General features: G+C 70.1%; 18 protein-coding genes and 1 tRNA gene. 8 read left to right on the top strand and 11 right to left on the bottom strand.

Annotated features, from left to right (window positions below; genetic code table 11):
• Window positions 1-88 precede the first annotated feature (88 nt).
• The 6 genes from thrB to EAH86_RS12580 form a co-directional block, all read right to left on the bottom strand.
• On the bottom strand, window positions 89-1,051 hold the full coding sequence (thrB, locus tag EAH86_RS12605; RefSeq protein WP_140741256.1) for a homoserine kinase: 963 nt from the start codon (window positions 1,049-1,051) through the stop codon (window positions 89-91).
• Window positions 1,051-2,136: a threonine synthase gene (gene thrC / locus EAH86_RS12600; RefSeq protein WP_140741253.1), complete on the bottom strand. Its 1,086-nt coding sequence runs from the start codon at window positions 2,134-2,136 to the stop codon at window positions 1,051-1,053. Before thrC ends, thrB begins: the two co-directional genes overlap by 1 nt.
• The gene (locus EAH86_RS12595; protein ID WP_140741251.1) at window positions 2,136-3,503 is read right to left on the bottom strand and encodes a homoserine dehydrogenase; all 1,368 of its coding nucleotides are present in this window, start codon (window positions 3,501-3,503) and stop codon (window positions 2,136-2,138) included. The genes thrC and EAH86_RS12595 overlap by 1 nt, the downstream gene beginning before the upstream one ends.
• Window positions 3,504-3,650: 147 nt before the next feature.
• Window positions 3,651-5,087: a diaminopimelate decarboxylase gene (lysA, locus tag EAH86_RS12590; RefSeq protein ID WP_140741248.1), complete on the bottom strand. Its 1,437-nt coding sequence runs from the start codon at window positions 5,085-5,087 to the stop codon at window positions 3,651-3,653.
• Between the two features lie 87 nt (window positions 5,088-5,174).
• Entirely contained in the window at window positions 5,175-6,821 is a 1,647-nt protein-coding gene (gene argS, locus EAH86_RS12585) for an arginine--tRNA ligase (protein WP_140741245.1), read from the bottom strand.
• Between the two features lie 10 nt (window positions 6,822-6,831).
• Entirely contained in the window at window positions 6,832-7,236 is a 405-nt protein-coding gene (locus tag EAH86_RS12580) for a response regulator (protein ID WP_140741242.1), read from the bottom strand.
• Between the two features lie 60 nt (window positions 7,237-7,296).
• Between EAH86_RS12580 and EAH86_RS12575 the strand changes: the two genes are divergently transcribed.
• Window positions 7,297-7,368 (top strand) — tRNA-Arg (locus tag EAH86_RS12575).
• A gap of 195 nt (window positions 7,369-7,563) precedes the next feature.
• Here EAH86_RS12575 and EAH86_RS12570 read toward each other — a convergent pair.
• Together EAH86_RS12570 and EAH86_RS12565 are read right to left on the bottom strand one after the other, a co-directional pair.
• Window positions 7,564-8,598, bottom strand: a complete 1,035-nt coding sequence (locus tag EAH86_RS12570) for a hemolysin family protein (RefSeq protein WP_140741239.1) — start codon at window positions 8,596-8,598, stop codon at window positions 7,564-7,566.
• On the bottom strand, window positions 8,595-10,019 hold the full coding sequence (locus EAH86_RS12565; protein ID WP_140741237.1) for a hemolysin family protein: 1,425 nt from the start codon (window positions 10,017-10,019) through the stop codon (window positions 8,595-8,597). The genes EAH86_RS12570 and EAH86_RS12565 overlap by 4 nt, the downstream gene beginning before the upstream one ends.
• A gap of 188 nt (window positions 10,020-10,207) precedes the next feature.
• Here EAH86_RS12565 and EAH86_RS12560 point away from each other — a divergent pair, with 188 nt between their 5' ends.
• From EAH86_RS12560 to EAH86_RS12540, 5 genes are all read left to right on the top strand, one after another.
• Window positions 10,208-11,236, top strand: coding sequence for an ABC transporter ATP-binding protein (locus EAH86_RS12560; RefSeq protein ID WP_140741234.1), 1,029 nt, complete (start codon window positions 10,208-10,210; stop codon window positions 11,234-11,236).
• Window positions 11,233-12,039 carry an ABC transporter permease subunit gene (locus EAH86_RS12555; protein ID WP_140741232.1) on the top strand — a complete coding sequence of 269 codons (807 nt, stop codon included), beginning with the start codon at window positions 11,233-11,235 and terminating at the stop codon, window positions 12,037-12,039. Before EAH86_RS12560 ends, EAH86_RS12555 begins: the two co-directional genes overlap by 4 nt.
• A gap of 218 nt (window positions 12,040-12,257) precedes the next feature.
• Complete coding sequence (locus EAH86_RS12550; protein ID WP_140741229.1) at window positions 12,258-16,196, top strand: multifunctional oxoglutarate decarboxylase/oxoglutarate dehydrogenase thiamine pyrophosphate-binding subunit/dihydrolipoyllysine-residue succinyltransferase subunit; 3,939 nt, start codon at window positions 12,258-12,260, stop codon at window positions 16,194-16,196.
• A gap of 158 nt (window positions 16,197-16,354) precedes the next feature.
• The gene (locus EAH86_RS20465; RefSeq protein ID WP_140741227.1) at window positions 16,355-16,531 is read left to right on the top strand and encodes a DUF6104 family protein; all 177 of its coding nucleotides are present in this window, start codon (window positions 16,355-16,357) and stop codon (window positions 16,529-16,531) included.
• Between the two features lie 3 nt (window positions 16,532-16,534).
• Complete coding sequence (locus tag EAH86_RS12540; RefSeq protein ID WP_140741225.1) at window positions 16,535-17,185, top strand: GDSL-type esterase/lipase family protein; 651 nt, start codon at window positions 16,535-16,537, stop codon at window positions 17,183-17,185.
• Between the two features lie 59 nt (window positions 17,186-17,244).
• On the opposite strand, the gene EAH86_RS12535 is transcribed toward EAH86_RS12540, so the two are convergent.
• Complete coding sequence (locus tag EAH86_RS12535) at window positions 17,245-23,319, bottom strand: putative Ig domain-containing protein (protein ID WP_140741223.1); 6,075 nt, start codon at window positions 23,317-23,319, stop codon at window positions 17,245-17,247.
• A gap of 218 nt (window positions 23,320-23,537) precedes the next feature.
• Between EAH86_RS12535 and EAH86_RS12530 the strand changes: the two genes are divergently transcribed.
• Window positions 23,538-24,068 carry a hypothetical protein gene (locus EAH86_RS12530; protein ID WP_140741221.1) on the top strand — a complete coding sequence of 177 codons (531 nt, stop codon included), beginning with the start codon at window positions 23,538-23,540 and terminating at the stop codon, window positions 24,066-24,068.
• Here EAH86_RS12530 and EAH86_RS12525 read toward each other — a convergent pair.
• Window positions 24,065-24,289: a hypothetical protein gene (locus tag EAH86_RS12525; protein WP_140741219.1), complete on the bottom strand. Its 225-nt coding sequence runs from the start codon at window positions 24,287-24,289 to the stop codon at window positions 24,065-24,067. The two genes, EAH86_RS12530 and EAH86_RS12525, sit on opposite strands and share 4 nt — an antisense overlap.
• Before the next feature lie 78 nt (window positions 24,290-24,367).
• Window positions 24,368-25,348 carry a zinc-binding dehydrogenase gene (locus EAH86_RS12520; RefSeq protein WP_140741217.1) on the bottom strand — a complete coding sequence of 327 codons (981 nt, stop codon included), beginning with the start codon at window positions 25,346-25,348 and terminating at the stop codon, window positions 24,368-24,370.
• A 59-nt stretch (window positions 25,349-25,407) separates the two neighbouring features.
• Here EAH86_RS12520 and EAH86_RS12515 point away from each other — a divergent pair, with 59 nt between their 5' ends.
• The gene (locus EAH86_RS12515) at window positions 25,408-26,334 is read left to right on the top strand and encodes a nucleotidyltransferase family protein (protein WP_140741215.1); all 927 of its coding nucleotides are present in this window, start codon (window positions 25,408-25,410) and stop codon (window positions 26,332-26,334) included.
• Window positions 26,335-26,350: the final 16 nt, after the last annotated feature.

Genomic DNA, 26,350 nt, shown 5'->3' with positions numbered 1-26,350 from the left:
CATGTGGTGGGTGCATTTCGCTGCTGGATGCGCAAGAGGAGGCATCGGCTGCGAGTGCGTCCCCAATGTAACACCGTTCGTGCTCGCGTCAGTCCAGTCTGCGCAGATTGTCGCCCCCGTGCGTCAGGTGCCTGACCTGCGCTCCAGTCGCCGGAACGCCCGGGTCGAGGACCCGCCACGCGTCACCCACGTGGGCCGTGATGTCGGCCGAGTGGTCACGAGTCGTGAGCACCAGCACCGAGGGTCCGGCGCCCGAGATGACGGCCGCGTGGCCGTTGCTCCGCAAGGAGTCGACGACGGCCATCGACGCCACGAACGACTCCCGGCGCGCCTCCTGGTGGAGCCACTCGCGGGTGGCCGCCAGCAGGTATGCAGGGTGGCTCGTCATCGCCTGGACGAGCAGTGCGGCGCGGGCCGAGTTGAGGGCCGCGTCGCCGTGCCGGATGTGCGTAGGCAGGACCGAACGCGCCTTGGCCGTCGAGAGCTGCGCACCGGGGACGAGGACGAGGGCGCGCACCTCGGGGTGCGGCTGGAGGCGCAGCGTCTGGGTGCCGCCGTCGGGCGAGTCCGACCAGGACAGGGTGAGACCGCCATAGACCGAGGCAGACGAGTTGTCCGGATGGCCCTCGAGCTGCGCGGCGAGGTCGTTCGTGAAGGTGAGGTCGGGCTGGTCGGTGACACCACGGCATACGTCGTGAAGTGCTTGTGCCGCAACGACTCCCGTGACGATGGCGGTCGCAGAGGAGCCCAGCCCACGGCCGTGCGGGACCTCGTTCCGACACTGCAGGTGCAGCCCCGAGGCAGGCTGGACGCCCAGCTCCTCCCAGGCCCGCAGCATCGTCCGGACGACCAGGTGGCTCGCGTCGCGCGGCACCTCGTCGGCACCCTCCCCCTCGACGTCGATCTGCACGCCGGGCTCGTCGGTGATCGTCGCGACACAGGTGTCCCAGAGGCCGAGCGCCAGTCCCACCGAGTCGAAGCCCGGACCGAGGTTCGCGCTGCTGGCCGGCACCCGCACCTGCACGGAGCTGCCAGCGAGGAGCTCGCCCATCAGTCCTGCAGCCCCAGCGCCTGCGCGGCGGTGAACGCGTCGACCGGCACCCTCGTCGGGGTGACCTCGGACCCGTCGGCGTTCTTCAGGGCCCACTGCGGGTCCTTGAGGCCGTGCCCGGTGACGGTGCAGACGATCGTGGCACCGGCCGGCACGTGTCCGGCCTCTGCGGCCTGCAGCAGACCGGCGACCGAGGCCGCCGAACCCGGCTCGACGAAGATGCCCTCGCGGGCCGACAGGATGCGATGGGCGATGAGGATCTGCTCGTCGGTGACCGACTCGATCCGGCCACTGGACTCGTCGCGGGCCGCCTCGGCCTGCTTCCACGAGGCCGGGTTGCCGATCCGGATCGCGGTCGCGATCGTGTCCGGGTCGTCGACGGGGTGTCCAAGGACGATCGGAGCCGCGCCGGCCGCCTGGAAGCCCCACATCTGCGGGAGTTTCGTTGCAGGGCCGGGGTTTTCGCTGCCGCGGTGGTACTCGCGGTAGCCCTTCCAGTAGGCCGTGATGTTGCCTGCGTTGCCGACCGGGAGGCAGTGGATGTCGGGAGCGTCACCGAGGGCGTCGACCACCTCGAAGGCGGCGGTCTTCTGTCCCTCGATCCGCGCCGGGTTGACCGAGTTGACCAGGTCGACGGGATAGGACTCGGCCAGCTTGCGGGCCAGGGTGAGGCAGTCGTCGAAGTTGCCGTCGACCTGCAGGAGGGTGGCGCCGTGCGCGATGGCCTGGCTGAGCTTGCCCATCGCGATCTTGCCGTCGGGGACCAGCACCGCACAGGTCATGCCGGCCTTGGTGGCGTAGGCCGCGGCGCTGGCGCTGGTGTTGCCGGTCGACGCGCAGATCACGGCCTTGGCGCCGTGCTTGGCCGCCATCGAGATCGCGGCCGTCATGCCCCGGTCCTTGAACGACGCCGTCGGGTTGAGGCCCTCGTACTTCACGAAGACAGTCGCGCCGACGAGCTCGGACAGGTGCTCGGCAGGGATGAGCGGGGTCCCGCCCTCCTGGAGGGTCACCACCGGTGCACCCTCGAGCATCGGCAACCGGTCGGCATACTCGCGGATCACGCCGCGCCACAGGCTGGCCATCAGGCGCCTTCCACCCGCATCACGGACACGACGTCACGGACCGTGTCGAGCGCGGCGAGGGCCTGGACGGTGGCTGCGAGCGCGGCGTCCGGAGCGGTGTGGGTCACGACGATGAGGTTGGCGCTGGTCTCGCGGGACTCTGCGTCGGGGCCATCGGGGTCCGCCGCGATGATCTGCTGGCGGACCGTCTCGATGGACACCCCGTGCTCGGCGAAGGAGGTCGCGACCTGGGCGAGGACACCCGGGCGGTCGGCCACGTCGAGGCTGATGTGGTACCTCGTGAGGGCCTGGCCCATCTCGAGGACGGGGAGGTCGGCGTAGGCGGACTCGCCGGGACCGCGACCGCCACCGACCCGGTGCCGCGCCACGGCGACGACGTCACCGAGGACCGCGCTCGCGGTGGGGTCACCACCGGCGCCCTTGCCGTAGAACATCAGCTCGCCGGCGGCCTCGGCCTCGACGAAGACCGCGTTGAAGGCGTCGCGAACGCCGCCCAGGGGGTGCGACCGAGGAATCATGGCGGGGTGCACACGGACACTGACGCCCGGTGCCAGCGTGCCGTCGGAACCGACCACCTCGGTGCGCTCGCAGATCGCGAGAAGCTTGACGACACAGTCCATCTCGCGCGCGGCCTGCACGTCGGCGGCGGACACCTCGGTGATGCCCTCGCGGTAGACCTGGTCGCTCGAGACGCGGGTGTGGAAGGCGAGAGAGGCGAGGATGGCGGCCTTGGCAGCGGCGTCGAAACCCTCGACGTCGGCGGTCGGGTCGGCCTCGGCGTAGCCCAGCGCCTGAGCCTGCTCGACGGCCTCGGCGAAGCCCATGCCGGTGGAGTCCATCTTGTCGAGCACGTAGTTGGTGGTGCCGTTGACGATGCCCAGCACCTTGCGGATGTCGTCACCGGCGAGCGACTCGCGGATCGGGCGCAGGATCGGGATCGCTCCGGCGACCGCGGCCTCGTAGTAGAGGTCGACGCCGTGCTCGGCGGCCGCGGCGTAGAGCGCCGGGCCGGCCTCGGCCAGCAGCGCCTTGTTGGCCGACACCACGGAGGCGCCGCTCTTCATGGCCAGCTCGATGAGGGTTCTGGCCGGTTCGATGCCACCGATGACCTCGATGACGATGTCTGCCTCGGTGATGATCGACTCGGCGTCGGTCGTGAACAGCGCGGGGTCCACGGGCAGGTCCGACCGGTCCTTGCCCGCGCGGCGCACGGCGATGCCGATCAGCTCGAGCGGTCGGCCGACCCGCGCGGCGAGGTCGTCGGAGTGCTGGGTGAGCATCCGGGCCACGGACGACCCCACGACGCCGCACCCGAGGAGCGCCACCTTCAGGGGCTGCTCGGCCGTCGCCTGCTCGCTCTCACTCACGCTGACTTCCCTCACTGCGTGCTCCTTGCGCCCTCGTCGGGCTTCTGCCGGACCCGGGCCATGCTGCCGTGTCCACGGTGTGGACGCTCATTGTTCCGTCATCCGGACGTCTTTGTCCCTGCCGGGTCCATCCGCGCCAATCCTTCGTCAGCCGACGTCCAGCGCCAGCAGATCCTCCACCGTCTCGCGGCGGACCAGGACCCTGGCCCGCCCGTCCCGGACGGCCAGCACGGGCGGACGGGGGGTGTGGTTGTACTGGCTCGCCATGCTGCGGCAGTAGGCGCCGGTGCCGGGCACCGCGATCAGGTCGCCGGCCCTGATGTCGTTGGGCAGGTACTCGTCCATGACGACGATGTCGCCGCTCTCGCAGTGCTTGCCCACCACGCGGGCCAGCCGCGGCGGCTCGTCGGAGCTGCGGTTCGCGAGGGTGCAGGAGTAGTCGGCGTCATAGAGGGCGGTGCGGATGTTGTCGCTCATCCCCCCGTCGACCGAGACATAGGCGCGCTGCACACCCTCACCCAGGTCGACGTCCTTGACGGTGCCCACCTCGTAGAGCGTGAACGTGCTCGGCCCCACGATGGCCCGCCCGGGCTCGATCGAGACCCTCGGCACCGGGGTGTCGGGGCTGCCGTCGCCGACCGCCTTGAGCTCGCGGCGGACCAGGTCGGCCATCTGTTCGCCCAGCTCGCGCGGGGCCATCGGGGTGTGCTCGCTCGTGTAGGCGATGCCGTAGCCCCCACCGAGGTCGAGCTCGGGCATGTGGACGCCGTGCAGCCGAGCCACCTCGGCGTGCAACCCGATCAGGCGTCGGGCCGAGACCTCGAACCCTGCGGTGTCGAAGATCTGGCTGCCGATGTGTGAGTGCAGTCCGAGCAGCTCGAGCCGGTCCCCGTGCGCCAGGATGCGGCTGACCGCCTCCGCCGCCTTGCCACCGGCCAAGGAGAAGCCGAACTTCTGGTCCTCGTGGGCGGTCGCGATGAACTCGTGCGTGTGCGCCTCGACGCCGACGGTGACCCGGACCATGACGGGCGCGCGGACACCGAGCTCCGTGGCGACGGCCACGATGCGCTCGATCTCCTCGAACGAGTCGACGACGATCCGCCCGACGCCGTACTCGAGGGCCTGGCGGATCTCGGTGACCGACTTGTTGTTGCCGTGCAAGCCGATTCGCTCCGCAGGGAAGCCCGCCCGCTGCGCAACAGCGAGCTCGCCGCCGGAGCAGACGTCGAGGCAGAGCCCTTCATCGGCCACCCAGCGCGCCACCTCTGCGCACAGGAACGCCTTGCCGGCGTAGAACACGTCGACCCCGCCGAGCTCGGCGAACGGGGCGGCGAACTCGTCACGGAAGGCCCGCGCCCGGGCGCGGAAGTCCTCCTCGTCGATGACGTATGCCGCGGTGCCGAACTCGCGCGCGATGCTCACCACGTCGAGCCCGCCAACCGTCAGCCGCCCGTGCTCGTCACGGCCGATGGTCTGCGGCCACAGCTGCGGCAGCAGCTCCATGACGTCGGTCGGCCACGGCAGCCAGTGCGGCGGCCCGCCGTATCCCTGGGCGTGGAGGGCTCCCGCCTCGTGAGCGCGCATCTGCTGCCGCCTGCCTTTCCGACCTCGTGGTACCCACGCCTACCGCCTGCTGTCCCGATCACTGTCTCGCGGTCGGCGCGGGTGGGGTCACATCCGCTCGGGTGCCGAGACTCCGAGCAGGGCCAGCCCGTTGGCCAGCACCTGCCGAGTGGCGTCGTTGAGCCACAGCCGGGTGCGGTGCAGGTCGGTGATCTCCTCGTCCGCGGTCATCGGCCGCACCCGACAGGTGTCGTACCACTTGTGGAAGTGGCCGGCGAGGTCCTCGAGGTAGCGCGCGACCCGGTGCGGCTCGCGCAGGTGCGCCGCGTGGGCCACCACCCGCGGGAAGTCGCCGAGGATGGCCAGCAACGCCGCCTCGGTAGGGTCGGTGAGCAGCGACGGGTCGAACCCGTCGGCGCGGTCGACTCCGTCCTCCCCCGCCAGCTTGGCGACGTTGGACGTCCGGGCGTGGGCGTACTGCACGTAGAAGACCGGGTTGTCGTTGGTCTGCTTGCGCAGCTCTTCCCCGTCGAGCGACAGCGGGCTGTCCGCCGGGTAGCGCGACAGGGAGTAGCGGATCGCGTCGGTGCCGATCCAGTTGATCAGGTCGCGCAGCTCGATGATGTTGCCGGCCCGCTTGGACAGCTTGGCGCCACCGAGGTTGACCAGCTGGCCGATCTGCACCTCGATGTTGTGCGCTTTGTCGTCGCCGGCGCAGGCCGCGATCGCCTTGAGCCGGTTGATGTAGCCGTGGTGGTCGGCGCCGAGCAGGTAGATCTTCTCGTCGAAGCCGCGGTCCTTCTTGGACAGGTAGTAGGCAGCGTCGGCGGCGAAGTAGGTCGGCTCGCCGTTGGCGCGCACCAGGACCCGGTCCTTGTCGTCACCGAAGTCCGTGGTCCGCAGCCACACGGCGCCGCCCTCGTCGAAGACGTGGCCCTGTCCACGGAGGCGCTCGACGGCCTGCTCCACGGCGCCCGAGTCGTGCAGCTCGGCCTCGGAGAACCACACGTCGAACGCGACACCGAAGTCGGCCAGCGTGTCCTGGATGTCCTTCAGCTGCGCCGGGTAGGCAACCTCCCGGGCCGCCGCCAGTGCCTCGGCTTCCGGCAGCTCGAGCAGGTCGGGGCGGGCAGCCAGCACCTGGGCAGCCAGGTCGTCGATGTAGGCGCCGGGGTAGCCACCCTCGGGGGTCGGCTCACCCTTGGCCCGCGCCAGCACCGACGTCGCGAACTTGTCCATCTGGGCGCCGGCGTCGTTGATGTAGTACTCGGTCGTCACGGTCGCGCCGGAAGCCTTGAGCAGCCGCGACATGGCGTCGCCGAGGGCAGCCCAGCGGGTGTGCCCGAGGTGCAGTGGACCGGTCGGGTTGGCCGAGATGAACTCGACGTTGATGACATGCCCGGCCTCGGAGTCGTTGTGGCCGTAGTCCGCGCCCGCCTCGACGATGGACCGGGCGAGCTCGCCGGCGGACGCCGCGTCGAGGGTGATGTTGAGGAAGCCGGGGCCGGCGATGTCGACGGCCTTGACGCCCGGCACCTGGCCGAGGCGGGTGGCGAGCGCGGTCGCGACGTCTCGTGGCGGCATACCTGCGCCCTTGGCGAGCTGGAGGGCGATGTTGGTGGACCAGTCCCCGTGGTCGCGGTTGCGCGGACGCTCCACGCGGACCTCCGCGGGCACGTCCACGCGGAGGTCGCCTGCGGCGACGGCTTCGGTGAGGGCCTTGCGGATGGCTGCGGAGAGCTCTTCGGGAGTCACCCGGGCAAGTCTAGGGCGCGGGCTGGTGCGCCCTGCCCTCGGCCATGAAGCCGTGGACCAGCTCGATGAGGTGTTCCGGGTCGAACGGTTTGGACACGAACGCGTCGAGCCCGGACCCCTGGGCCTGGACCCGGTCGTGCTGCTGGACCGAGGCCGTCACCATGATCACGGGGACGTCGGCGAGGCGGGGGTCGGCCCGGATCTGGGAGATCGTCCACCAGCCGTCGCGCGGACTCATCTGCGCGTCGAGGGTGATCACGCCCGGCACGTCGGTGCGCGCGCGCAGCTCCTCGAGCAGCTGCCCGCCGTCGGTGACCTCGCGGACGTCGTAGCCCTCGAGCTCGAGGTTGACCCTGATGAGGCGCCGGATCTGCTCGGTGTCATCGCAGACATAGACGAGTCCCCCGGGTTCCATGCAGGTCACCCTAGGCTGCTAACCTCGGCGGGCGCCTCCTTCGCGGGGGCGTATGTGTCCGCCCCCGTAGCTCAGGGGATAGAGCACCGCCCTCCGGAGGCGGTGGCGCAGGTTCGAATCCTGCCGGGGGCACCCACACGAGAGTGGCTCGGCGCACAGCGCTGGGCCACTTTCGTTGCCCCATTCCCGCGCACCGCCATCTGTGCACAGACGGTGAGCCTGGTGCGCAGAGAGCAGGTCTCTGCGCAGTCGTGCCGGGGTCTGTGCACAGACTTTCCAGACCACCGCGACCGTATGCCGCGGGGCTGGGCCCGCGAGCGCGTCGCCTCAGCGCTGGGAGGCGTCGGTGACCTCGCCGACGAGCTCCTCGATGACATCCTCGAGGAAGACGACGCCGATGTCCTGGCCCTCGGGATCGACCACCCGGGCGAGGTGGGATCCGGTGCGCTGCATCGTGCGCAGCACCTCCTCGACCTCGTCGGCGGCCTGCACCGTCGCGAGCTTGCGGACCCGCTTGACCGGCACGGCGATGTCGCGCTCGGTGTCGTCGGCATAGAGCACGTCCTTGAGGTGGAGGTAGCCAGTGAGCTCCCCCGACCGGTCCAGCAAGGGGTAGCGCGAGAAGCCCCGCTTGGCGACCAGTCGCTCGACGTCGTCCGGGGTCGCCGTCAGGGGCAGGGTCACCAGGTCGGACAGCGCCACGGCGACATCGACCGCATCCTTGTCGCTGAACTCCAGGGCCGCGCCGACCAGCCCGTGCTGGCCCTCCTTGATCAGGCCCTCATGGCGGCTCTCCGCGAGGATGTGCTCGACCTCCTCGACCGTGAACGCCGAGGTGATCTCGTCCTTGGGCTCCACCCCGAACAGGCGCACGAGTGACTTCGCGATGGCCTCCATCACCGAGATGATCGGGCGCAGCGTCCTGGTGATGAACAGCAGGAGCGGCACGAGGATCAGCGCCGAGCGTTCCGGTCCGGCGAGGGCGAGGTTCTTCGGGATCATCTCGCCGACCACGACGTGCAGGTAGACGACGATGAACAGGGCGAGGGCCAGGGCCGCCCCGTCGGTGACTCCGTCGGGCAGACCCAGGTGGTGCACGACGGGTTCGAGGGCGTGGTGCAGGGCGGCCTCGGAGATCGCACCCAGGAGCACCGAGCACACCGTGATCCCGAGCTGCGCACAGGCGAGCAGCGAACCCATCTGCTCGAGGGCGTCCAGGCAGACCTGGGCGCGACGCGACCCGTTCGCCGCGAGCGGTTCCAGGGTCGAGCGGCGGGCCGCCATGGCCGCGAACTCGGCCCCCACGAAGAACGCGTTGAGCAGGAGCAGCAGGATGGTGACCCAGACGGCGCCGGCGCTCATCTGCCCGCCTCGCCGTTGCCCGACACACCCGGGTCGTCGGCATCTGTCTGGCCGGTCGACGTCGACTGGCCGGTCGACGGCGTCCGGCCAGTCGACGGCGTCTCGCCGTCGGCGGCTGCGGCACCGTTCGCCAACGGGACGAAGCGCAGCCGGTCGGCGCGCATCCCGTCCATCGCCAGCACGGTGATCTCCCAGCCGGGGATGGAGACGGTGTCACCGACAGTGGGGATCCGGCCGAGGTCGGCCATCACGTAGCCGCCGGTCGTCTCGTAGGCAGGTCCGTCCGGCACCACGGCACCCAGGCGCTCGCGCACCTCGTCGGGCCGCCACAGCCCGGGGACCGTCCACGACCCGTCGGTGAACTCGCGGCCGGTCGTGCGGAACACGTCGTGCTCGTCGGACACCTCGCCGACGATCTCCTCGACGACGTCCTCCAGGGTCACGATGCCCGCCGTCCCGCCGTACTCGTCGACGACGATCGCGAGCTGGAGACCGTGCTCGCGCAGCATCAACAGCAGCGGGTCGAGCCGGATGGTCTCGGGCACGAGCAGCGGCGGCACCATCAGCGCCGACACCGGCACGTCGTCGCGCCGCTCGTGGGGGACGGCGATGGCGCGCTTGACGTGCACCACGCCGTCGATGTCGTCCCAATCCTCCCCGGTGACGGGGAAACGGGAGTGACCGGTGCGCCGCGCCAGCCGGACGACGTCCTCGGCCGTGGCGGTGCGTTCGATCGACGACGCCCTGGCTCGCGGGCTCATCACGTCGGCCGCCGTCTGCTCGCCGAAGTTCAGCGACTTGGTGACCAGCCGGGCCGTGCCCGCGTCGAGGGTGCCCGCCTGGGCGGAGCGGCGCACCAGCGAGGCGAGCTCCTGCGGCGTGCGCGCGCCGGACAGCTCTTCCTGCGGGGTGATGCCGAGCGCCCGCAGGAACAGGTTGGCGGAGCCGTTGAGCACGAAGATCAGGGGTCGCGCGACCAAGGCGAAACCGCGCACCGGCATCGCCACGATCTTGGCGGTCGCCAATGGCGCGGAGATTCCGAGGAACTGCGGCAGCAGCTCACCGAACACCATCGAGAACAACGTCGCGATGACCAGCGCCAGGATCGCCGCGACCGAGTCCACCGTCGACCCGCTCAGTCCCACCGCCCGCAGCGGCGTCTCGAGCAGCACGCCCAGCGACGGCGTCGCGAGGAAGCCCAGGATCAGCGTGGTCAGGGTGATGCCGACCTGTGCCGCCGACAGCTGGGTCGAGAGGCGCTTCAGTGACCCGAGCACCACCTCGGCGCGCGGGTCCCCCGAGTCGATCGCCTTCTGCACCGTCGGCCGGTCGAGCGCGACCAGCGAGAACTCCGTGGCCACGAAGATGGCTGTGCCGATCGTCAACCCCACGCCGGTCAGGACCAGCAACCATTCGGTCATAGTGCGGACATCCTAAGGTCCGGCCCGCCTCCCGCCGACTCGCCGACCGCTGCGAGGTATGCCGCGTGGCCGGGAGCCGTGCTGACCAGCGAAGAGTCCCGAACGCGCCCGACGTGCCGACAACCCGGTTGACCCTCCCCCTACGGGAGTTGGCAGGATGAGCCCATGTCACTCAACCCGGGGGAACGATGACCACGACCACAGCGCCACCGACGAGGCCGACCGACGGCGCCCGCATCGAGGTGCGCAACCTCACGAAGCGGTTCGGCACCTTCACCGCCGTCGACAACCTGTCCTTCACCGTCGAGCCCGGCCGGATCACCGGCTTCCTCGGCCCCAACGGCGCCGGCAAGACGACCACGCTTCGCATGCTGCTCGGCCTGGTCAACCCCTCCAGCGGTGCGGCAACCATCGGCGGCCAGGACTACCACGACATCACCCAGCCGATGTCGGTCGTGGGATCGGCCCTGGAGGCCACCAACTTCCACCCCGGCCGCACCGGGCGTGACCACCTGCGCGTGCTCGCGGACACGGCTGGCGTCGGAGCCCCGCGGGTGGACGAGATGCTCGAGCTCGTCGGCATCCCGGCAGCCGCGCGCAAGCGGGCCGGGGGCTACTCGATGGGTATGCGCCAGCGGCTCGGACTCGCCGCGGCAATGCTGGGCGACCCCCAAGTGCTCATCCTCGACGAGCCCGCCAACGGCCTCGACCCCGAAGGCATCCGGTGGCTGCGCGGGTTCCTGCGTCACCTGTCCACCCAGGGCAAGACCATCCTCATCTCCAGCCACATGCTGCAGGAGGTCGAGCAGACCGTCGACGACGTGGTCATCATCTCCAACGGCCGGCTGGTCAAGCAGGGCGCGATGGCCGACCTGCACGGCGCCCCCCGCGCACTGGTCCGCACGACCGACCACGATGCCCTCGCCGGCGCCCTCCGGGTCGCCGACGTGACCAGCACGGTGGAGGGCGACGCCATCATGGTCGACACCAATGACCTCCGGCTCATCGGCGACGTGGCGCTGCGCGCCGGGCTGCCGATCTACGAGCTGCACCGCGCGATGACTGACCTGGAGGACGTCTTCTTCGAGCTCACCGAAGGCACCAACCGCAACCTCGGCGAGGGCGTCACCGGCGTCACCGGCGTCACCGGCGTCACCGGACAGGGTGCCGCGACCGAGCGAGACGCCATCGCCGGACAGGAAGGGGGCAACGAATGACCAACGCCATCAAGGCCGAGTTCCGCAAGTTCTTCACCACGCGGATGTGGTGGGGACTGGCCATCGCCATGTTCGTCGCCGGAGCCGGCCTCGCCGTGCTCTTCGGCTTCCTGTTCACCCAGCCGCAGAGCGCCGCCGACGCCGCCAGGGGCATTCCCACCGGCACCCCGGAGCAGATCGCCAACAGCGTCTACACGGGCGGACTCCAGGTCGGATACCTCCTGACCCTCGTCATCGGAATCATGCAGATCGGCAGCGAGTACCGCCACAAGACCATCACCAGCACTTTCCTCGGGACCCCGAAACGGGCCCGGGTCATGGGTGCCAAGGTCGTCGCGCTGCTCGGGATCGGCGCCATCTACGGGCTCATTTCCTTGGCCGGGTCGATCATCGCGGGGGCCATCGTGCTCAGCGCGCGCGGGTTCGAGGCCTTCCCCACAGCGGGTGTCTTCCGGACGCTGGCCCTGGGCCTCCTCGTCCTCGGCCTCTGGGCGCTCATCGGACTGGGCGCCGGCATCCTCATCCCGAACCAGGTCGCGGCCCTGCTGATCTCCGTGGGCGTGGCGTGGATCATCGAGCCGATCGCTGGCGTCCTGCTCGGGCTGTGGGACTGGGGCCACGACCACATCGTCCCGTACCTGCCGACCCAGGCGAGCGCAGCGATGGTGAACGGAGTGACCCAGGGGGGAGACAACGCCATCCAGCCGCTCTCCTGGTGGGCCGGTGCGCTCGTGCTGGCCGCTTACGCTGCCGTGCTGGCCGGCTTCGGCTCCTGGCGCACGGTCCGCAGCGACATCAGCTAGGCAGTTCGCCACACCAGACAGGCACGATCCTGGTATGCCGCGGGCCGGTTCCCACCACGGGAGCCGGCCCCGCGGCATACCCGGTGGTGGTCGGCGGCGGTCGCGGCCCGGGTCCCGGAAACCTCTTCCCCGCCGCAGCGCCGCCAAGCGTGCGGGGCTAGGCTGGGAGCACGTAATTGCCCCGTCATTGTCGACGCTATGAAAGAGGCGTATCCGCCGTGCCCGACCAGTTCCCGACCAACGACCCCCAGGCGGCCTTCGGGCCGAACGAGTGGCTCGTGGACGAGCTGTATGAGCAGTACAAGAACGACAAGAACTCCGTGGACAAGGCCTGGTGGTCCCTGTTCGAGGACTACCAGCCCAGCGACAGTGGTGCTGCGAACGGATCCGGGTCCAACGGGACCTCGACCCCGACCGCCGCCACCGCTCCGGCCCCTTCAACACCGGCCCCGGCACCAGCGTCCGCCAGGTCGGCCCCCGCACCCGCCCCGGCCGCCGCTCCTGCTGCTCCGGCCGCCGCTGCTGCGCCCGCCACCTCGGCGACCCCGGCCGCTTCGTCGCCTGCCGCCGTGCAGACGCAGGCCAGCACGACCGACAAGGCCGATGCCAAGAGCGACAAGGCGACGGCCACCAAGCCCGAGGACAAGGAAGCCGGCACCGGCGGCGACACCGCTGCCGCGAAGTCGGCACCCAAGCCTCGTGAGCCCGAGGCTCCCAAGGCGACAGAGGCCGTCAACCAGGACCAGGTCAAGCCACTGCGCGGTGCCAGCGCCCGCACGGTGACCAACATGGAGACGTCGCTGACGGTCCCCACCGCGACCAGTGTCCGCGCGGTCCCGGCCAAGCTGCTCATCGACAACCGCGTCGTCATCAACAACCACCTGCAGCGCTCCCGCGGCGGCAAGGTGTCGTTCACCCACCTCATCGGCTACGCCCTCGTCAAGGCGCTGGGTCACATGCCGGAGATGAACAACGGCTTCACCGAGGAGAACGGCAAGCCGGCGCTGGTCATCCCGGGCCACGTCAACCTCGGCCTCGCGATCGACATGGCCAAGCCGGACGGCACCCGCGCGCTCCTGGTCCCGTCCATCAAGTCGACCGAGACGATGGACTTCGCGCACTTCTGGACGGCCTACGAGGACGTCGTCCGCAAGGCGCGCGCCAACAAGCTCACCGTCGAGGACTTCCAGGGCACCACGCTGACCCTGACCAACCCCGGCACCATCGGCACCAACCACTCGGTCCCGCGGCTGATGGCCGGGCAGGGCGCGATCATCGGCGTCGGGGCGCTGGAGTACCCCGCCGAGTGGCAGGGCGCAGCCCAGGAGACGCTCAACCGCAACGCCGTCTCCAAGATCCTCACGCTCACCAGCACCTACGACCACCGGATCATCCAGGGCGCCCAGTCCGGTGACTTCCTACGGATCGTGCACCAGCTGCTGCTCGGCGAGAACGGCTTCTACGACGAGATCTTCGAGAGCCTGCGCCTCCCCTACGAGCCGGTGCGCTGGGTGCAGGACATCTCCACCCACCACGACGACGACGTCAACAAGACCGCGCGCGTCCAGGAGCTGATCCACGCCTACCGGGTGCGCGGTCACCTGATGGCCGACACCGACCCGCTCGAGTACCGCCAGCGTCGCCACCCCGACCTCGACGTCACCAGCCACGGGCTGACCCTCTGGGACCTCGAGCGAGACTTCGCGACCGGTGGCTTCGGCGGCGCGCCGATGCTGCGGCTGCGCAAGGTCCTCGGCATTCTGCGTGACTCCTACTGCCGCACCATCGGCACCGAGTACATGCACATCCAGGACCCGGAGCAGCGCCGCTGGCTGCAGGCCAAGATCGAGGTCGGCTACGCCAAGCCCGGCCCTGACGAACAGCTGCGGATCCTGCGTCGCCTCAACGCCGCCGAGGCGTTCGAGACGTTCCTGCAGACCAAGTTCGTCGGCCAGAAGCGGTTCAGCCTCGAGGGCGGCGAGTCGGTCATCGCGCTGCTCGACCGCATCCTGTGCCGCGCCGCCGCGGACTCGATGGACGAGGTCTGCATCGGTATGCCGCACCGCGGGCGCCTCAACGTGCTCGCCAACATCGCGGGCAAGTCCTACGGCCAGATCTTCCGCGAGTTCGAGGGCAAGCAGGACCCCAAGTCCGTGCAGGGTTCCGGCGACGTGAAGTACCACCTCGGCACCGAGGGCGAGTTCGTCGCCGAGGACGGCAGCAAGACCAAGGTCTACCTCGCCGCCAACCCCTCGCACCTCGAGGCGGTCAACCCGGTCCTCGAGGGCATCACCCGCGCCAAGCAGGACCGGCTCGACCTCGCGGGCGAGGACTTCACCGTGCTGCCGCTGCTGATGCACGGCGACGCGGCCTTCGCCGGACAGGGCGTCGTCGCCGAGACGCTCAACCTGTCGCAGCTGCGTGGCTACCGCACCGGCGGCACCATCCACGTCGTCATCAACAACCAGGTCGGCTTCACGACCTCGCCGAGCGCCTCCCGCTCGAGCACCTACTCCACCGACGTCGCCCGGATGATCCAGGCGCCGATCTTCCACGTGAACGGCGACGACCCCGAGGCCTGTGTCCGGGTGGCCGAGCTGGCCTACGAGTTCCGGCAGGAGTTCAACAAGGACGTCGTCATCGACATGGTGTGCTACCGCCGCCGTGGTCACAACGAGGGCGACGATCCCTCGATGACCCAGCCGCTCATGTACAACCTCATCGAGGCCAAGCGTTCGGTCCGCAAGCTCTACACCGAGTCGCTCATCGGTCGAGGCGACATCAGCCAGGAGGACGCCGAAGGAGCGCTGCGCGACTACCAGCAGCAGCTCGAGCGCGTCTTCGTCGAGACCAAGGCGGCCCTCAAGGAGGCCGCGGCCAGCAGCGACGAGGCCACCGACCGGACGCTGGCCGGCACCGACGCCGAGGGCCACTCCGGTCTCGAGCCGCCGACCGCGCAGGCCACCGACCAGGCCACCCGGTCTGCGGACCAGACCGCGATCTCGGCCGACCAGCTCCAACACATCGGCGACGCGTTCGTGAACCCCCCGCAGGGCTTCACCGTGCACCCCAAGCTGTTGCAGGCCATGGAGAAGCGCGCGCAGTCGACCCGCGACGGTGGCATCGACTGGGCCACCGGTGAGCTGATGGCCTTCGGGTCGCTGCTGATGGAGGGCACACCCGTGCGCCTCGCCGGCCAGGACAGCCGTCGCGGCACGTTCGTCCAGCGCCACGCGGTGCTGATCGACAAGCACACCGCCGAGGAATGGACGCCGCTGCTCTACCTCGGCGAGGGCCAGGCCCGGTTCTGGGTCTACGACTCGCTGCTGTCCGAGTTCGCGGCCATGGGCTTCGAGTACGGCTACTCGGTCGAGCGTCCCGACGCGCTGGTCCTGTGGGAGGCGCAGTTCGGCGACTTCCTCAACGGCGCCCAGACCATCATCGACGAGTTCATCAGCTCCTCGGAGCAGAAATGGGGCCAGCGCTCGTCCGTCGTGCTGCTGCTCCCCCACGGCTACGAGGGCCAGGGACCGGACCACTCCTCCGCCCGCATCGAGCGCTTCCTGCAGATGTGCGCCGAGGACAACATGACGGTGGCCTACCCGTCGACGCCGGCGAGCTACTTCCACCTGCTGCGTCGTCAGGCCTACGCCCGTCCGCGTCGCCCGCTCATCGTCTTCACGCCGAAGTCGATGCTGCGGCTCAAGGCGGCGAGCAGCATGCCGGCCGACTTCACCGAGGGCACCTTCCGTCCGGTGCTGCCCGACCGCGCCTCGTTCGACAACGCCGGTGTCACCCGGGTCCTGCTGGCCAGCGGTAAGGTCGTCTACGACCTCGAAGCGGCCCGCGAGAAGGCCGGCGACACGACCACCGCGATCGTGCGGGTCGAGCAGCTGGCTCCCCTGCCGGCCAAGGAGATCGCCGCCGAGCTCGCCAAGTACCCCAACGCCGACGTGGTGTGGGTGCAGGACGAGCCGAACAACCAGGGCGCCTGGCCGTTCATGGCGCTCAACCTGCCGCAGGCCCTCGCGGACCTCGGCGAGAGCCGCCAGCTGCGGGTCGTGTCGCGCAAGGCCTCGGCCTCGCCCGCCACCGGCTCCAGCAAGCGGCACGCCGAGCAGCAGGCCGAGCTCATCACGGGAGCCTTCAACCGCTAGACGCGCATCGAGATCCCAGCTTTCGGGCCGCAGGTCCTTCGCCGAGCCCGAGAGCTGGGATCTCAGCGCGCTGGGGCCGCGCCAGCACGAGTCAGACAGCGCACGGTATGCCGCGTGGCTGAGCCAGCCACGCGGCATACCCCCGTTAGCCTTGCCTCGTGTACTTCACGGATCGCGGCATCGAGGAGCTGGTCGCTCGCCGAGGGGAAGAAGAAGTCTCCTTCGAGTGGCTGGCCGACCAGCTGCGGACCTTCGTGGACCTGAATCCCGATTTCGAGACCCCTGTCGAGCGACTGGCCACCTGGCTGGCCCGCCTCGACGACGACGAGGACTGACGCGTGAGCGACCCCACCTTCACCCCGAGCGCCGAGTTCCAGGTTGCCTCCGACGGACCCCGGGACGTGGGCATCGTCTTCGTCGGCGCCTCGCTCGTGGCCGGTGTCGGTGACCCCAAGGGTCAGGGCTGGGTGTCCCGCGTGGTCGGTCGCACCCATAGCGCCGACCTCGAGGTGACCGCCTACAACCTCGGTGTCCGCGGCGACACGACCGCCGACGTGCTGGCCCGCTGGAAGTCCGAGTGCGCGCCGCGCTGGGCCGGGCGGGCCGAGAAGCGTCTGGTCATCTCGGTCGGCGGCAACGACGCGGCGAGCGGCGTGACGCTGGCCCGGCACCGCCTCAACCTGGCCAACATCCTCGACGACGCCGCGAGCGCGGGGATCGGCACGTTCGTGGTCAGCCCGCCGCCGGCCGACGACGAGGAGATCAACGCCAAGCTCGACGTCCTCGTCGAGGCCCAGGCCGACGTCTGTGCCCGGCGGGGTGTGCCGTTCGTCGACTGCTTCCGCCCCCTGCTCGGTCACGAGCAGTGGCAGAGCGACCTGGCGGCGAGCCGGATCGCGCACCACCCGGGGCAGGCGGGCTACGGACTCATCGCCTGGCTGGTGCTGCACAACGGCTGGTACGACTGGCTGCAGATCTCACCGAGCTGACGCGGACCGCCACCCGTGGACTTCCCTGGAGGAACGTCGACGGGTGGCGGTCCGACTCCTCAGAGGCCGATCACTCGCTGTGGCGTGGCGTAGAGCGTCGACGAACCGTCTCCGAGGTTGCCGTTCTGAGCCATGCCCCAGCACTGGATGGCCCCGGTGGCCAGTCTGGCGCAGGCCGTCAGGCCGCCCATCTGGACCTCGACCGCGTTCGTCAGACCCGAGACCGCCCGCGCCTTGGCGTGTCCTTGCACCGTGCCGTCGCCCAGCTGGCCGTTGCTACCTTCGCCCCAGCAGACCGCCGCGCCGGTGCTCAGCCGGGCGCACGTGGAGCTCCCGACCGCGGAGGCCTGGGTGGCGTTGGTGACGTTCAGCACCGACACGACACCGGTGTGGTCATTGGTGTCGCCGGCGCCGAGCTCGCCGCTGGCGTTGAGGCCCCAGCACCTGACCCCGCCGGCGGTGAGCACCGCGCAGGTGAAGCCACCACCAGCCGTCACGGAGGCCACGCCCGTCAGCCCGGGCACGGTCACGGGGGTGAGGACCGGTGTGTTCGACGGTGTCCCGTTCACCTGGCCGTTGGAGTTGTCACCCCAGCAGCGCACTCCACCCGACACGACCGCGCAGGTGTGTGACCCACCAGCCGCGACCGAGCTCGCTCCCGAGAGTCCACTCACCGCGACCGGGGTCCCGAACGAGTCGGTCGTGCCGTCCCCCAGCTCTCCGTAGTTGTTGTCGCCCCAGCAGGTGACGGCGCCGGCGGTGACCAGCGCACAGGCGTGGTAGTTCCCGAGGGAGAGGCCCTGGGCGCCGGTGACACCGGGCACGTCGGCCGGAGTCGGGCTCTGGTCGAACGCGCCGTCGCCCAGCTGGCCGCTGAACCCGTCACCCCAGCAGGCCACCGTGCCGGCCACCCGTCGGGCACAGCTGAACCCTTGACCGCTGGCCACCTGCGCCACTCCCGAGGTGAGGACGGTTGCCGCGACCGGCACGGGTTGCGGGTCCTGGACGGTGCCCTTGCCCAGCTGGCCGAAGTCGTTGCCGCCCCAGCACCTGACGGCCGCGGAGACCACCGCGCAGGTGTGGTCGTAGCCGGGAGCCACACTCGTGGCGCCGGAGGTGATCCCCGAGACCTGGACAGGCACCAGGGCTCCCAGGTCCCGGCCGTTCCCGATCTGGCCGGAGTTGTTGTCGCCCCAGCACCGGACCGAGCCGCCCGTCAGGATGGCGCAGACGTGGGAGTCACCCGCGGACAGTCCCCCGGTGACCGTCCCCGAGATCCCGGAGACGGTGACGGGCGTGACCGGCGTGGCCGGGGACGCGGTCGTGCCGTTGCCGAGCTGCCCCGAGTAGTTCTCGCCCCAGCAGCTGACCGTTGCCCCGGTCTGCGCGCAGGCGTAGAACGAGCCCAGGTCCACGGACGTCGCGCCGCTGATCCCCGCGACCTGCGTCGGCGTGGAGGTGAACGGGTAGTCACCCCAGCAGGACACGGCACCTGTCGTCAGCCGGGCACAGGTGGAGCTGCTCCCGGCCGTCACCTGGCTCGCACCCGACACGGTCGAGGTGACAGGGACCGCACTGCTGTTGGTCGTACCGTCCCCGAGCTCGCCGCTGCCGTTGTCGCCCCAGCAGCGCACGGTGCCCGCACTCACGGCGCACGTGTGGTTGGCACCTGCGCTGACCGAGGTGGCGCCCGTCAGGCCGGTCACCGCCGTCGGGACCTTGACCGCCGCCTGCGTTGCCGTGCCCGTTCCGACCTCGCCCGAGGCGTTGCTGCCCCAGCACGACACGGCACCGGTGCTCAACAGGGCGCACGCGTGGCTGTCGCCCGCGGTGACCCCGACTGCATTGGTGATCCCGGTGAACACGGGCACGCCAGCGCTGGTTGCCGAGCCGTTGCCCAGCTGGCCTGAGTAGTTGGCGCCCCAGCAGGCGACGCGGCCGTCCGCGAGCACCGCACAGGTGAACCCGCCTCCGGCTGCGACCCGGGTCGCGTTCGTCAGTCCGGAGACCTCGACGGGTGACGTCGCGGTGTCCTCGGCGAAGCCGTCGCCCAGCTCTCCGGAGTAGCCCGAGCCCCAGCATCGGACCTTCCCGCCGACGACCGCACAGCTGTGGGTGCCGCCAGCACTCACGGTGCTCGCCGAGGCCGGCGCACCCACGACCAGGTTGAGCGTCACGTTGGCCGTCGCGGCCGCCGAGTCGGTCACCTTGAGGCTCAGGCTCGTGCTGGCCGCCGCGGTCGGCGTTCCCGTGATCAGGCCCGACGGCGAGAGGGTGGTGCCCGCAGGCATCGTGCCCGTCGTCAGCGACCAGGTGTAAGGCGAGACGCCGCCAGCGGCGTAGAGGGCGGAGCTGTATGCCGCGCCGACGGCACCCACGGGCAGGCTGGTCGTGGTGATCACGAGCGGCGCCGGTGTGATGGTGATCGTGTAGGCCTTGCTGGCCTTCACCTGGCCGTCGTCGGTGACCGTGAGGGTGAACGAGTAGGTTCCCGTCTCCTGCGGGAAACCCTCGAAGTACGAGCAGCCGGCACCACCGCAGCCGAAGTCGTTGACCGCCAGTCCGGGCGGGGGCGTCCCCGCCGTCACGTTCCACTGGTAGGGCGTGAACCCACCGGTGGCAGCCAGCGCGGTGAGGTAGGACTTGCCGACCTGGCCGGCAGGCAGCGTCGCCGTCGTGACGCTGAGCGCAGCGCCCGCCGGGTGGATCACGACGGTGACGGCGTTCTTGTCACGCAGGCCGGTCCCGTCCGTGGCCATCGTTGCGAAGGTGAAGGTCCCAGCGGCCGTGGGCGTTCCGGACAGGGTCCCGGCCGAGTTAATGGTGAGCCCGGTCGGCAGGGTGCCGACCGCAGTGAAGGTGTACGGCGCAGTGGCCTCGAAGAACGAGGTTGAGAGTGTCGAGGTGTACGGCACACCGATCTCGCCATTGAGGAACGACATCACCCCGCTGAACTCGTTGACGTAGATGGTCATCGCCTTGCTCACCGTGGCACTGGTGGCGTCGGTCGCCCTGAAGGTCGCCGTCGCCTCGCCGAACACCGACGGCGCAGTCCCCGTGATCTGGCCGTTCGTGGCTAGCGTCAGCCCGGCGGGCAGCGCGCCACTGGTGATGCTCCAGGTGTAGGGCCCCGTCCCGCCCTGGGCGGAGAGGGTGGCGCTGTAGGTGTCCCCGACCAGGACCGAGGGGAGCGAGGTGGTGTTGATGGCCAGCGGGGCCGGCTTGATGACCAGGCTGTAGGCACGTGTCCCCGTCACGCCACCGCAGTTTCCCTGCAAGGTGAACGAGTAGGTCCCGGCGACGTTCGGGGCACCGGTCAGGAGGTAGTCACCGAAGCCACCGTCCGCAACCAGCGTCACCCCTGCCGGGAGGGCCCCGGCCGACACCGTGATGGTGCAGTTGTCGCTCGAGCCACCCGAGGCGAAGATCGACTGGCTGTAGTCCACCCCGACCGTGCCGTCCACGAGGGTCGACGGCGAGATGACGACCGGCGGCACGAGCACGGTCAGGCTGAGCGCCTTGGTGACCGTCGCCGGCGCCGCGGCGCTGTCCTTGACCTGGACGGTGAAGTTCGAGGTCCCGGCCGTGGTGGGCGTCCCGGTGATGGATCCGCCGCTGGTGAGGGTCAGGCCCGCGGGGAGGGTGCCTGCGCTGAGGGTCCAGGTGTAGGGAGGAACTCCTCCGGTCGCCGTGATCGGCTGGTCGTAGGCGGAGTTCCGCGGGGCGCTGGGCAGCGAGGTCGTCGTGATCGCCAGCGGTGGTGGGCTGATGACCACGCTCAGCTGCTGGCTGTCGGTGGTGCTGCCGGCCGTCACCTTGACCGTGAACGTGGACGTCCCGGGGGTGGTCGGGGTACCGGTCAGGGCTCCGCCGCTCGAGAGCGACAGGCCAGCAGGGAGGGAGCCCAGGGTCAGGGCCCACACGTAGGGCGGGACGCCACCCGTGGCGGCGAGGGTCTGGCTGTAGGCCGTGCCGACCGTGCCGCCCGGCAGGGTCGTGGTGGTGATGTTCACCGGCGGCGGAGCGGCGAGCGTGATGGAGAGCAGCTTGTCGGCCGTCTTCTTCGTCGGCGCTGAGTTGTCGGTAGCCCGCACCGTGAAGCTGGTCGTCCCCGCAGCACCGGTCGGCGTGCCCGTGATGGCGCCGGTCGCGGCAGTCAGCGTCAGTCCCGCAGGCAGCGCACCGCTCGCGAGGGTCCACGTGTAGGGCGCGGTGCCCCCGCTGGCCCCCAGGGTCTGGCTGTATGCCGTGCCGATGGTGCCGTTGGCCAGGGTCGTCGTCGTGACGACCGGCCCGGCGACACAGCCGGTCACGGTGATCGTGAGGGCCTTCTCCTTGACGCCGCCCTTGGCGTCGACGAGCTGGATCGTGAAGGGCGTGGAGGTGTTTGCGGTCGGCGTCCCCGAGATCGCGCCGGTGTTGGTCATGGTCAGGCCCGCGGGCAGGGTGGACGGAGACTTGAGGAACCAGCTGTCAGGGAAGAAGCTGCCGGTTCCGGCGAGCTGGGCCGAGTAGGCGGTGTTGCAGGTGGCGGCGGGGAGGCTGGTGGTCGTGATGGCCGTGGCCACGAACACGATGGTGACCGGGATGTCCTTGTCGGCCGTCGCGCCCAGGCTGTCGGTCACGCGCACCGGCAGGTAGCGGGGACCGTCCTGGTCAGGGGTCCCACCGACGACGCCGGCCGACGACAGGGTCAGGCCGGTGGCGACCGGCACGGCAGCAGTGGCCCGCTTCGCCCAGGTGTAGGGACCCGTCCCGCCAGCAGCGGCCAGGGTCGTCGCGGCGTAGGCCTTGGCGACGGTCCCCTGGGGGAGGCTGCTCGTGGTCACCGAGAGGGGGGCGTCGCCTGCCGCAAACCAGCCCGCGACATCGGCAATGAAGTTGATGCTGCCGGCATTGTTGAACAGCCGGACCGAGCCGTTGGACCCCACCTTGGCGATGACCAGGTTGGGACGGACCTCACCCTTGACGAGGTTCAGGTTGGAGGCGTTCGGCTTGGTCTCACCTGAGGGGAAGGCGGTCACGAAGGTGGTCGCCGTCGGCGCCACGCCGGTGACGTTGAGGACGACCGCACTGACACCGGTGGCAGGGATGCCGTGGCGGCCGGTGACCTTGACGTCCCGGAACAGACCCGCACCCACGGCGCCACCCTTGGCACCGACACCGTCGACCGTGACGCCGTTCGACCTGGTGTCGAGGAGGCGACCCGGCGTCAGCGGGGTGAAGGAGCTGCCCGTCGGGATCCACCCGGCCACATCGGCCAGCATGTGCATCGACCCGGTACCGATCGCGAAGGACACCTTGCCGCCGGTGCCGATCTTGGCAACGACGAGGTTGGGCTTGACCTCACCCTTCAGGAGGTTGAGGTTCGAGGTGCTGGGCTTGGTCGCCCCCGTCGGCCAGACCGTGGCGAAGGTGCCGGCCGTCGGCTGTACACCGGTGACGTTGAGGATCACCGCGGCGACGCCCGTCGACGGGATGCCGTAGCGGCCGGTGATCTGGAGCGACCGCTCGACGCCACCCGTCAGAGCTCCCGTCGCCTTGCCCTGCCCGTCGACCGTCGCGCCCGAGGCGCGGGTGTCCATCAGCCGACCAGGGGACAGCGCCGTGTAGCCGCCACCGGTCGGGAAGTAGCCGGCCACGTCCGCCAGGACGTGCACCGAGCCAGCCCCCGCGTAGACGTTCACCGACCCCCCGGTGCCCACCTTCACGACTACCAGGTTGGGTGACACCTCACCCGCGAGGACGTTGAGGTTGGACGTGTTCGGCACGCTTTGGCCTGCGGGGTACACGGACAGGAACGTGCTGGCGGTCGGGCTGACCGCAGTGACGTTCAGGACGACCGCGTCCACTCCGCTGGCGGGGACACCACCACGCCCCAGGACCAGGAAGGTCCTGGGGGTCTTCCCCACGATGGCCCCACCCTTGGCGCCGACGCCATCGACAGTGGCACCGTTCGCGCGGGTGTCCAGCAGTCGCGCCGGTGACAGTGGCTGGTAGCCAGCCGCCGTCACCGCCGCAGCCGCGGCTCGAGGTGCCCCCGCGGCATACGCCCCTGAAACGCCGACGAGGGGAGAGGCGACGAGCGCCACCACCCCCACGAGAGCACTGCCCACACGCGCGCGAATTCTCATGTCGTTCCCCTAGTCCCGCTGCACACCGGAGGTGGTTGGTCGCATCGTGGACCCATCACCCAGGGCGCGTACAGGGAACTCCCAGAAGATCACCCTTTTTGGTGAACGCGCAGGTCAGCGCTCTACGACATCGGGATGGCTACCGGTCGAGCGCGGTGTGCCGGAGCCCGTCGGGGTGGGTGCGACAACCCCGGCCGCGGCCGGGGTACGGTCTCACGATGGTTACGTCCGCAGAGCTGATCACCGACCTTCGTGCTGCCGCCAAGGGCACGCCGTATGCCGTGCGCGAGACCCCGAAGGGCTTCGACCTCACCATCGACGTCGCCGACGCCCAGTGGCTGACGATCTTCAAGGCTCACGGCCTCAAGAAGGTGTTCACCCACCAGGTCCGTCTCAACGAGGCGGACCAGTCGATGACCATCACCGACGTCAGCAACACGTTCTCGTGGAGCGGCGGGGGGTCGTCGCCGCGCCTGAACGTCTCGGGCTCCACCCAGCGCGGCCGGGTCTACGAGAAGTCGTTCCGCAAGGAGTTCGGCGTCGACCTCAAGACCGGCGAGGTCGGCCAGGTGGTCGACTACTCGTTCGACGCCACCGCCGGGCGCGACCTGATCCGCGACGTGGCCAAGGCCGATGGCTGGTCCGAGAAGATGGGCGGCACCCAGAAGGGAGCGGTCATCTTCGCCGGCGCGATCGTGGCAGTCCTCGCCGTCGCCGGCATCGTGTGGCTGGTCTCGTCCCTCCTCTAGCCGTGCTCGTCCGCGAGGGCGACAAGCGCCGTCAGGGTGTCGGCCGCGCTGCGGTCATGGGCCAGCCAGGGATTGATGATCTCTCGCATCTGGGCGTCGAGGTCAGGCTTCGGGGGCGTGCGGCGATCGTTGCCGTGGGGCTTCGGGCTCACGGCCTGGGGGTTGTGGGTCCACCTCGAGTCGATGACGTCGTCAGGCGACGAGGGGTACTTCTTCTCCATTCCCCCTTGATACGCCCCTGGCGGGGAGATCCCAAATCGACTTCAGGTGTGTCTCAGGAAGATGCGTCCTGGGCGAGGTCACTCATCTGTGTCGATGGTGAAGACGACCTTCCCGAACAGGTCCCCGGCCGCCATCTTCGCGAAGCCGTCACGGGCCTGCGCGAGCGGCAGCGTCGTGTCGATGACGGGTTCGATGCCCTGCTGCACCACGAACTGCGCGAGCCGTTCGAGCTCACCGCGTGTGCCCATGGTGGAGCCGACGACGCGCAGCTGCTTGAAGAAGATCTTGGTCAGCTCCGCCTTGCTCGGGGCATCCCCGGAGGTCGCGCCGGAGATGACGACGGTTCCACCCGGCTTGAGCGAGTTGACCGAGTGCGACCAGGTGGCAGCGCCCACCGTCTCCATGACCGCGTCGACCCGGTCGGGGAGCCGTTCTCCGCTCCCGAAGGCCTGGTCCGCGCCGATACCCAGGGCTCGCTGGCCCTTCTCCTCGTCCCGGCTGGTGACCCACATCCGGTAGCCGGCCGCCGCCCCGAGCTGGACCAGCGCGGTGGACACACCACCGCCGGCTCCCTGGACCAGCACGGTGGCGCCGGGCGTCAGCCCCGCGTTGGTGAACAACATCCGGTATGCCGTGAGCCAGGCCGTCGACAGGCAGGCAGCGTGCGTCCACGGCAGGTCCGCCGGCTTGGCGACCAGGTTCGACGTCGGGACGGCCACCTTCTGCGCCAAGGTCCCGTCGTGGAGCTCTGAGAGGAGAGTGCGGCGGGGGTCCAGAGTCTCGTCGCCACGCCATCCCTCGCTGGGCACGACGGCGTGGATGATGACGTCGTTGCCCTCCTCGTCGATGCCGGCACCGTCACAGCCGAGGATCATCGGCAAGCGGTCTGCGGCCAGCCCGACGCCCCGCAGCGACCAGACGTCATGGTGGTTCAGCCCGGCGGTCTTGAGGGTGACCGTGGTCCACCCCTCGCGCTGCCGGGGGTCGGGCCGCTCCCCGACCTCGAGACCGGACAGCGGGTCGTCGGCGGACTGGCGGGCGGCGTAGACAGCGAGCATGGCCCGACCCTAGCCGGAGTCTGCGCGCCCTCGCCGTGGCCGATGTCATACTCCGCACCATGGCGACGACCACGCTCCACCAGCAGGAGGCGGTGTTGTTGGCCCATGCCCTCGTCGCCCGGCTCGCGGACGACGCCGGGGCACGGATCCTTTTCATCAAGGGCCCGACGGCTGTCGCGCTCGGAGTCCGGCCGGACCGACCGTCGACCGACGTGGACGTGCTGGCTGACCGGGGCGGGTTCGACGCGCTGTGCGCTGCACTGGAAGGCTGCGGCTGGCAGCGACGAAACACCGGCACGGGGTTGCGGCGCGCAGCCGACCTGGCGTTCGAGCACTCCGCGCACTTCATCCACCCGGAGTGGCCGTGCGACCTCGACGTGCACTACTCCTTCCCCGGCTTCCTCGCGTCGGAGGCTGAGGTGTTCGAGGCACTGTGGGCGTCCCACACCACCGTCGAGATCGCCGGGCGCGCAGTGCCCAGCCCATCGGCATCGGGCCAGGCGCTCGTCGTCGCACTGCACGCCCTGAGGGACCCCGACAAAGCAACCAGCCAGCAGGATCTTGGCCACCTGGCGACTGCCCTGGGCCACCTCGACGAAGGACAGAAGCACGACCTGGTCGAGCTCGCCCTCGCAGCCGGCGCAGCTGACACCGCCCGGCCGCTCTTGCTCAGCGCCGGTGCTGACCTCCCAGCTCCGGCTGATTCGCGGCTGCTACACAGCTGGGAACTGCGTCAACGCTACGCCGAAGCTGCCGGGTCACTGTGGATCGAACAGCTCAGTCGTGCGACGTGGCGCGAGCGTCCCGGCGTGCTGATGCGTGCCGCCGTCCCACGTCGTGAGGAGCTCCTGAGCTCGCACCTGGTAGACAGCGCCTCGCGCAAAGACGTGGCGGTGCTGCACCTGAGACGGTGGCGACACGGCATCGCCACGCTGCCCCGTTCGATGTCCGTCGTCCGGGAGCTGCGCAGGTCATTCCGAGGCTGACTACGCCGCGCGCGCC

It is taken from the genome of Pedococcus bigeumensis (genome assembly GCF_006438965.1).
Lineage (GTDB): Bacteria > Actinomycetota > Actinomycetes > Actinomycetales > Dermatophilaceae > Pedococcus > Pedococcus bigeumensis_A.
The sequence above is the reverse complement of the archived record's forward strand: the minus strand, read 5'-3'. Positions and strand labels throughout refer to the sequence as shown.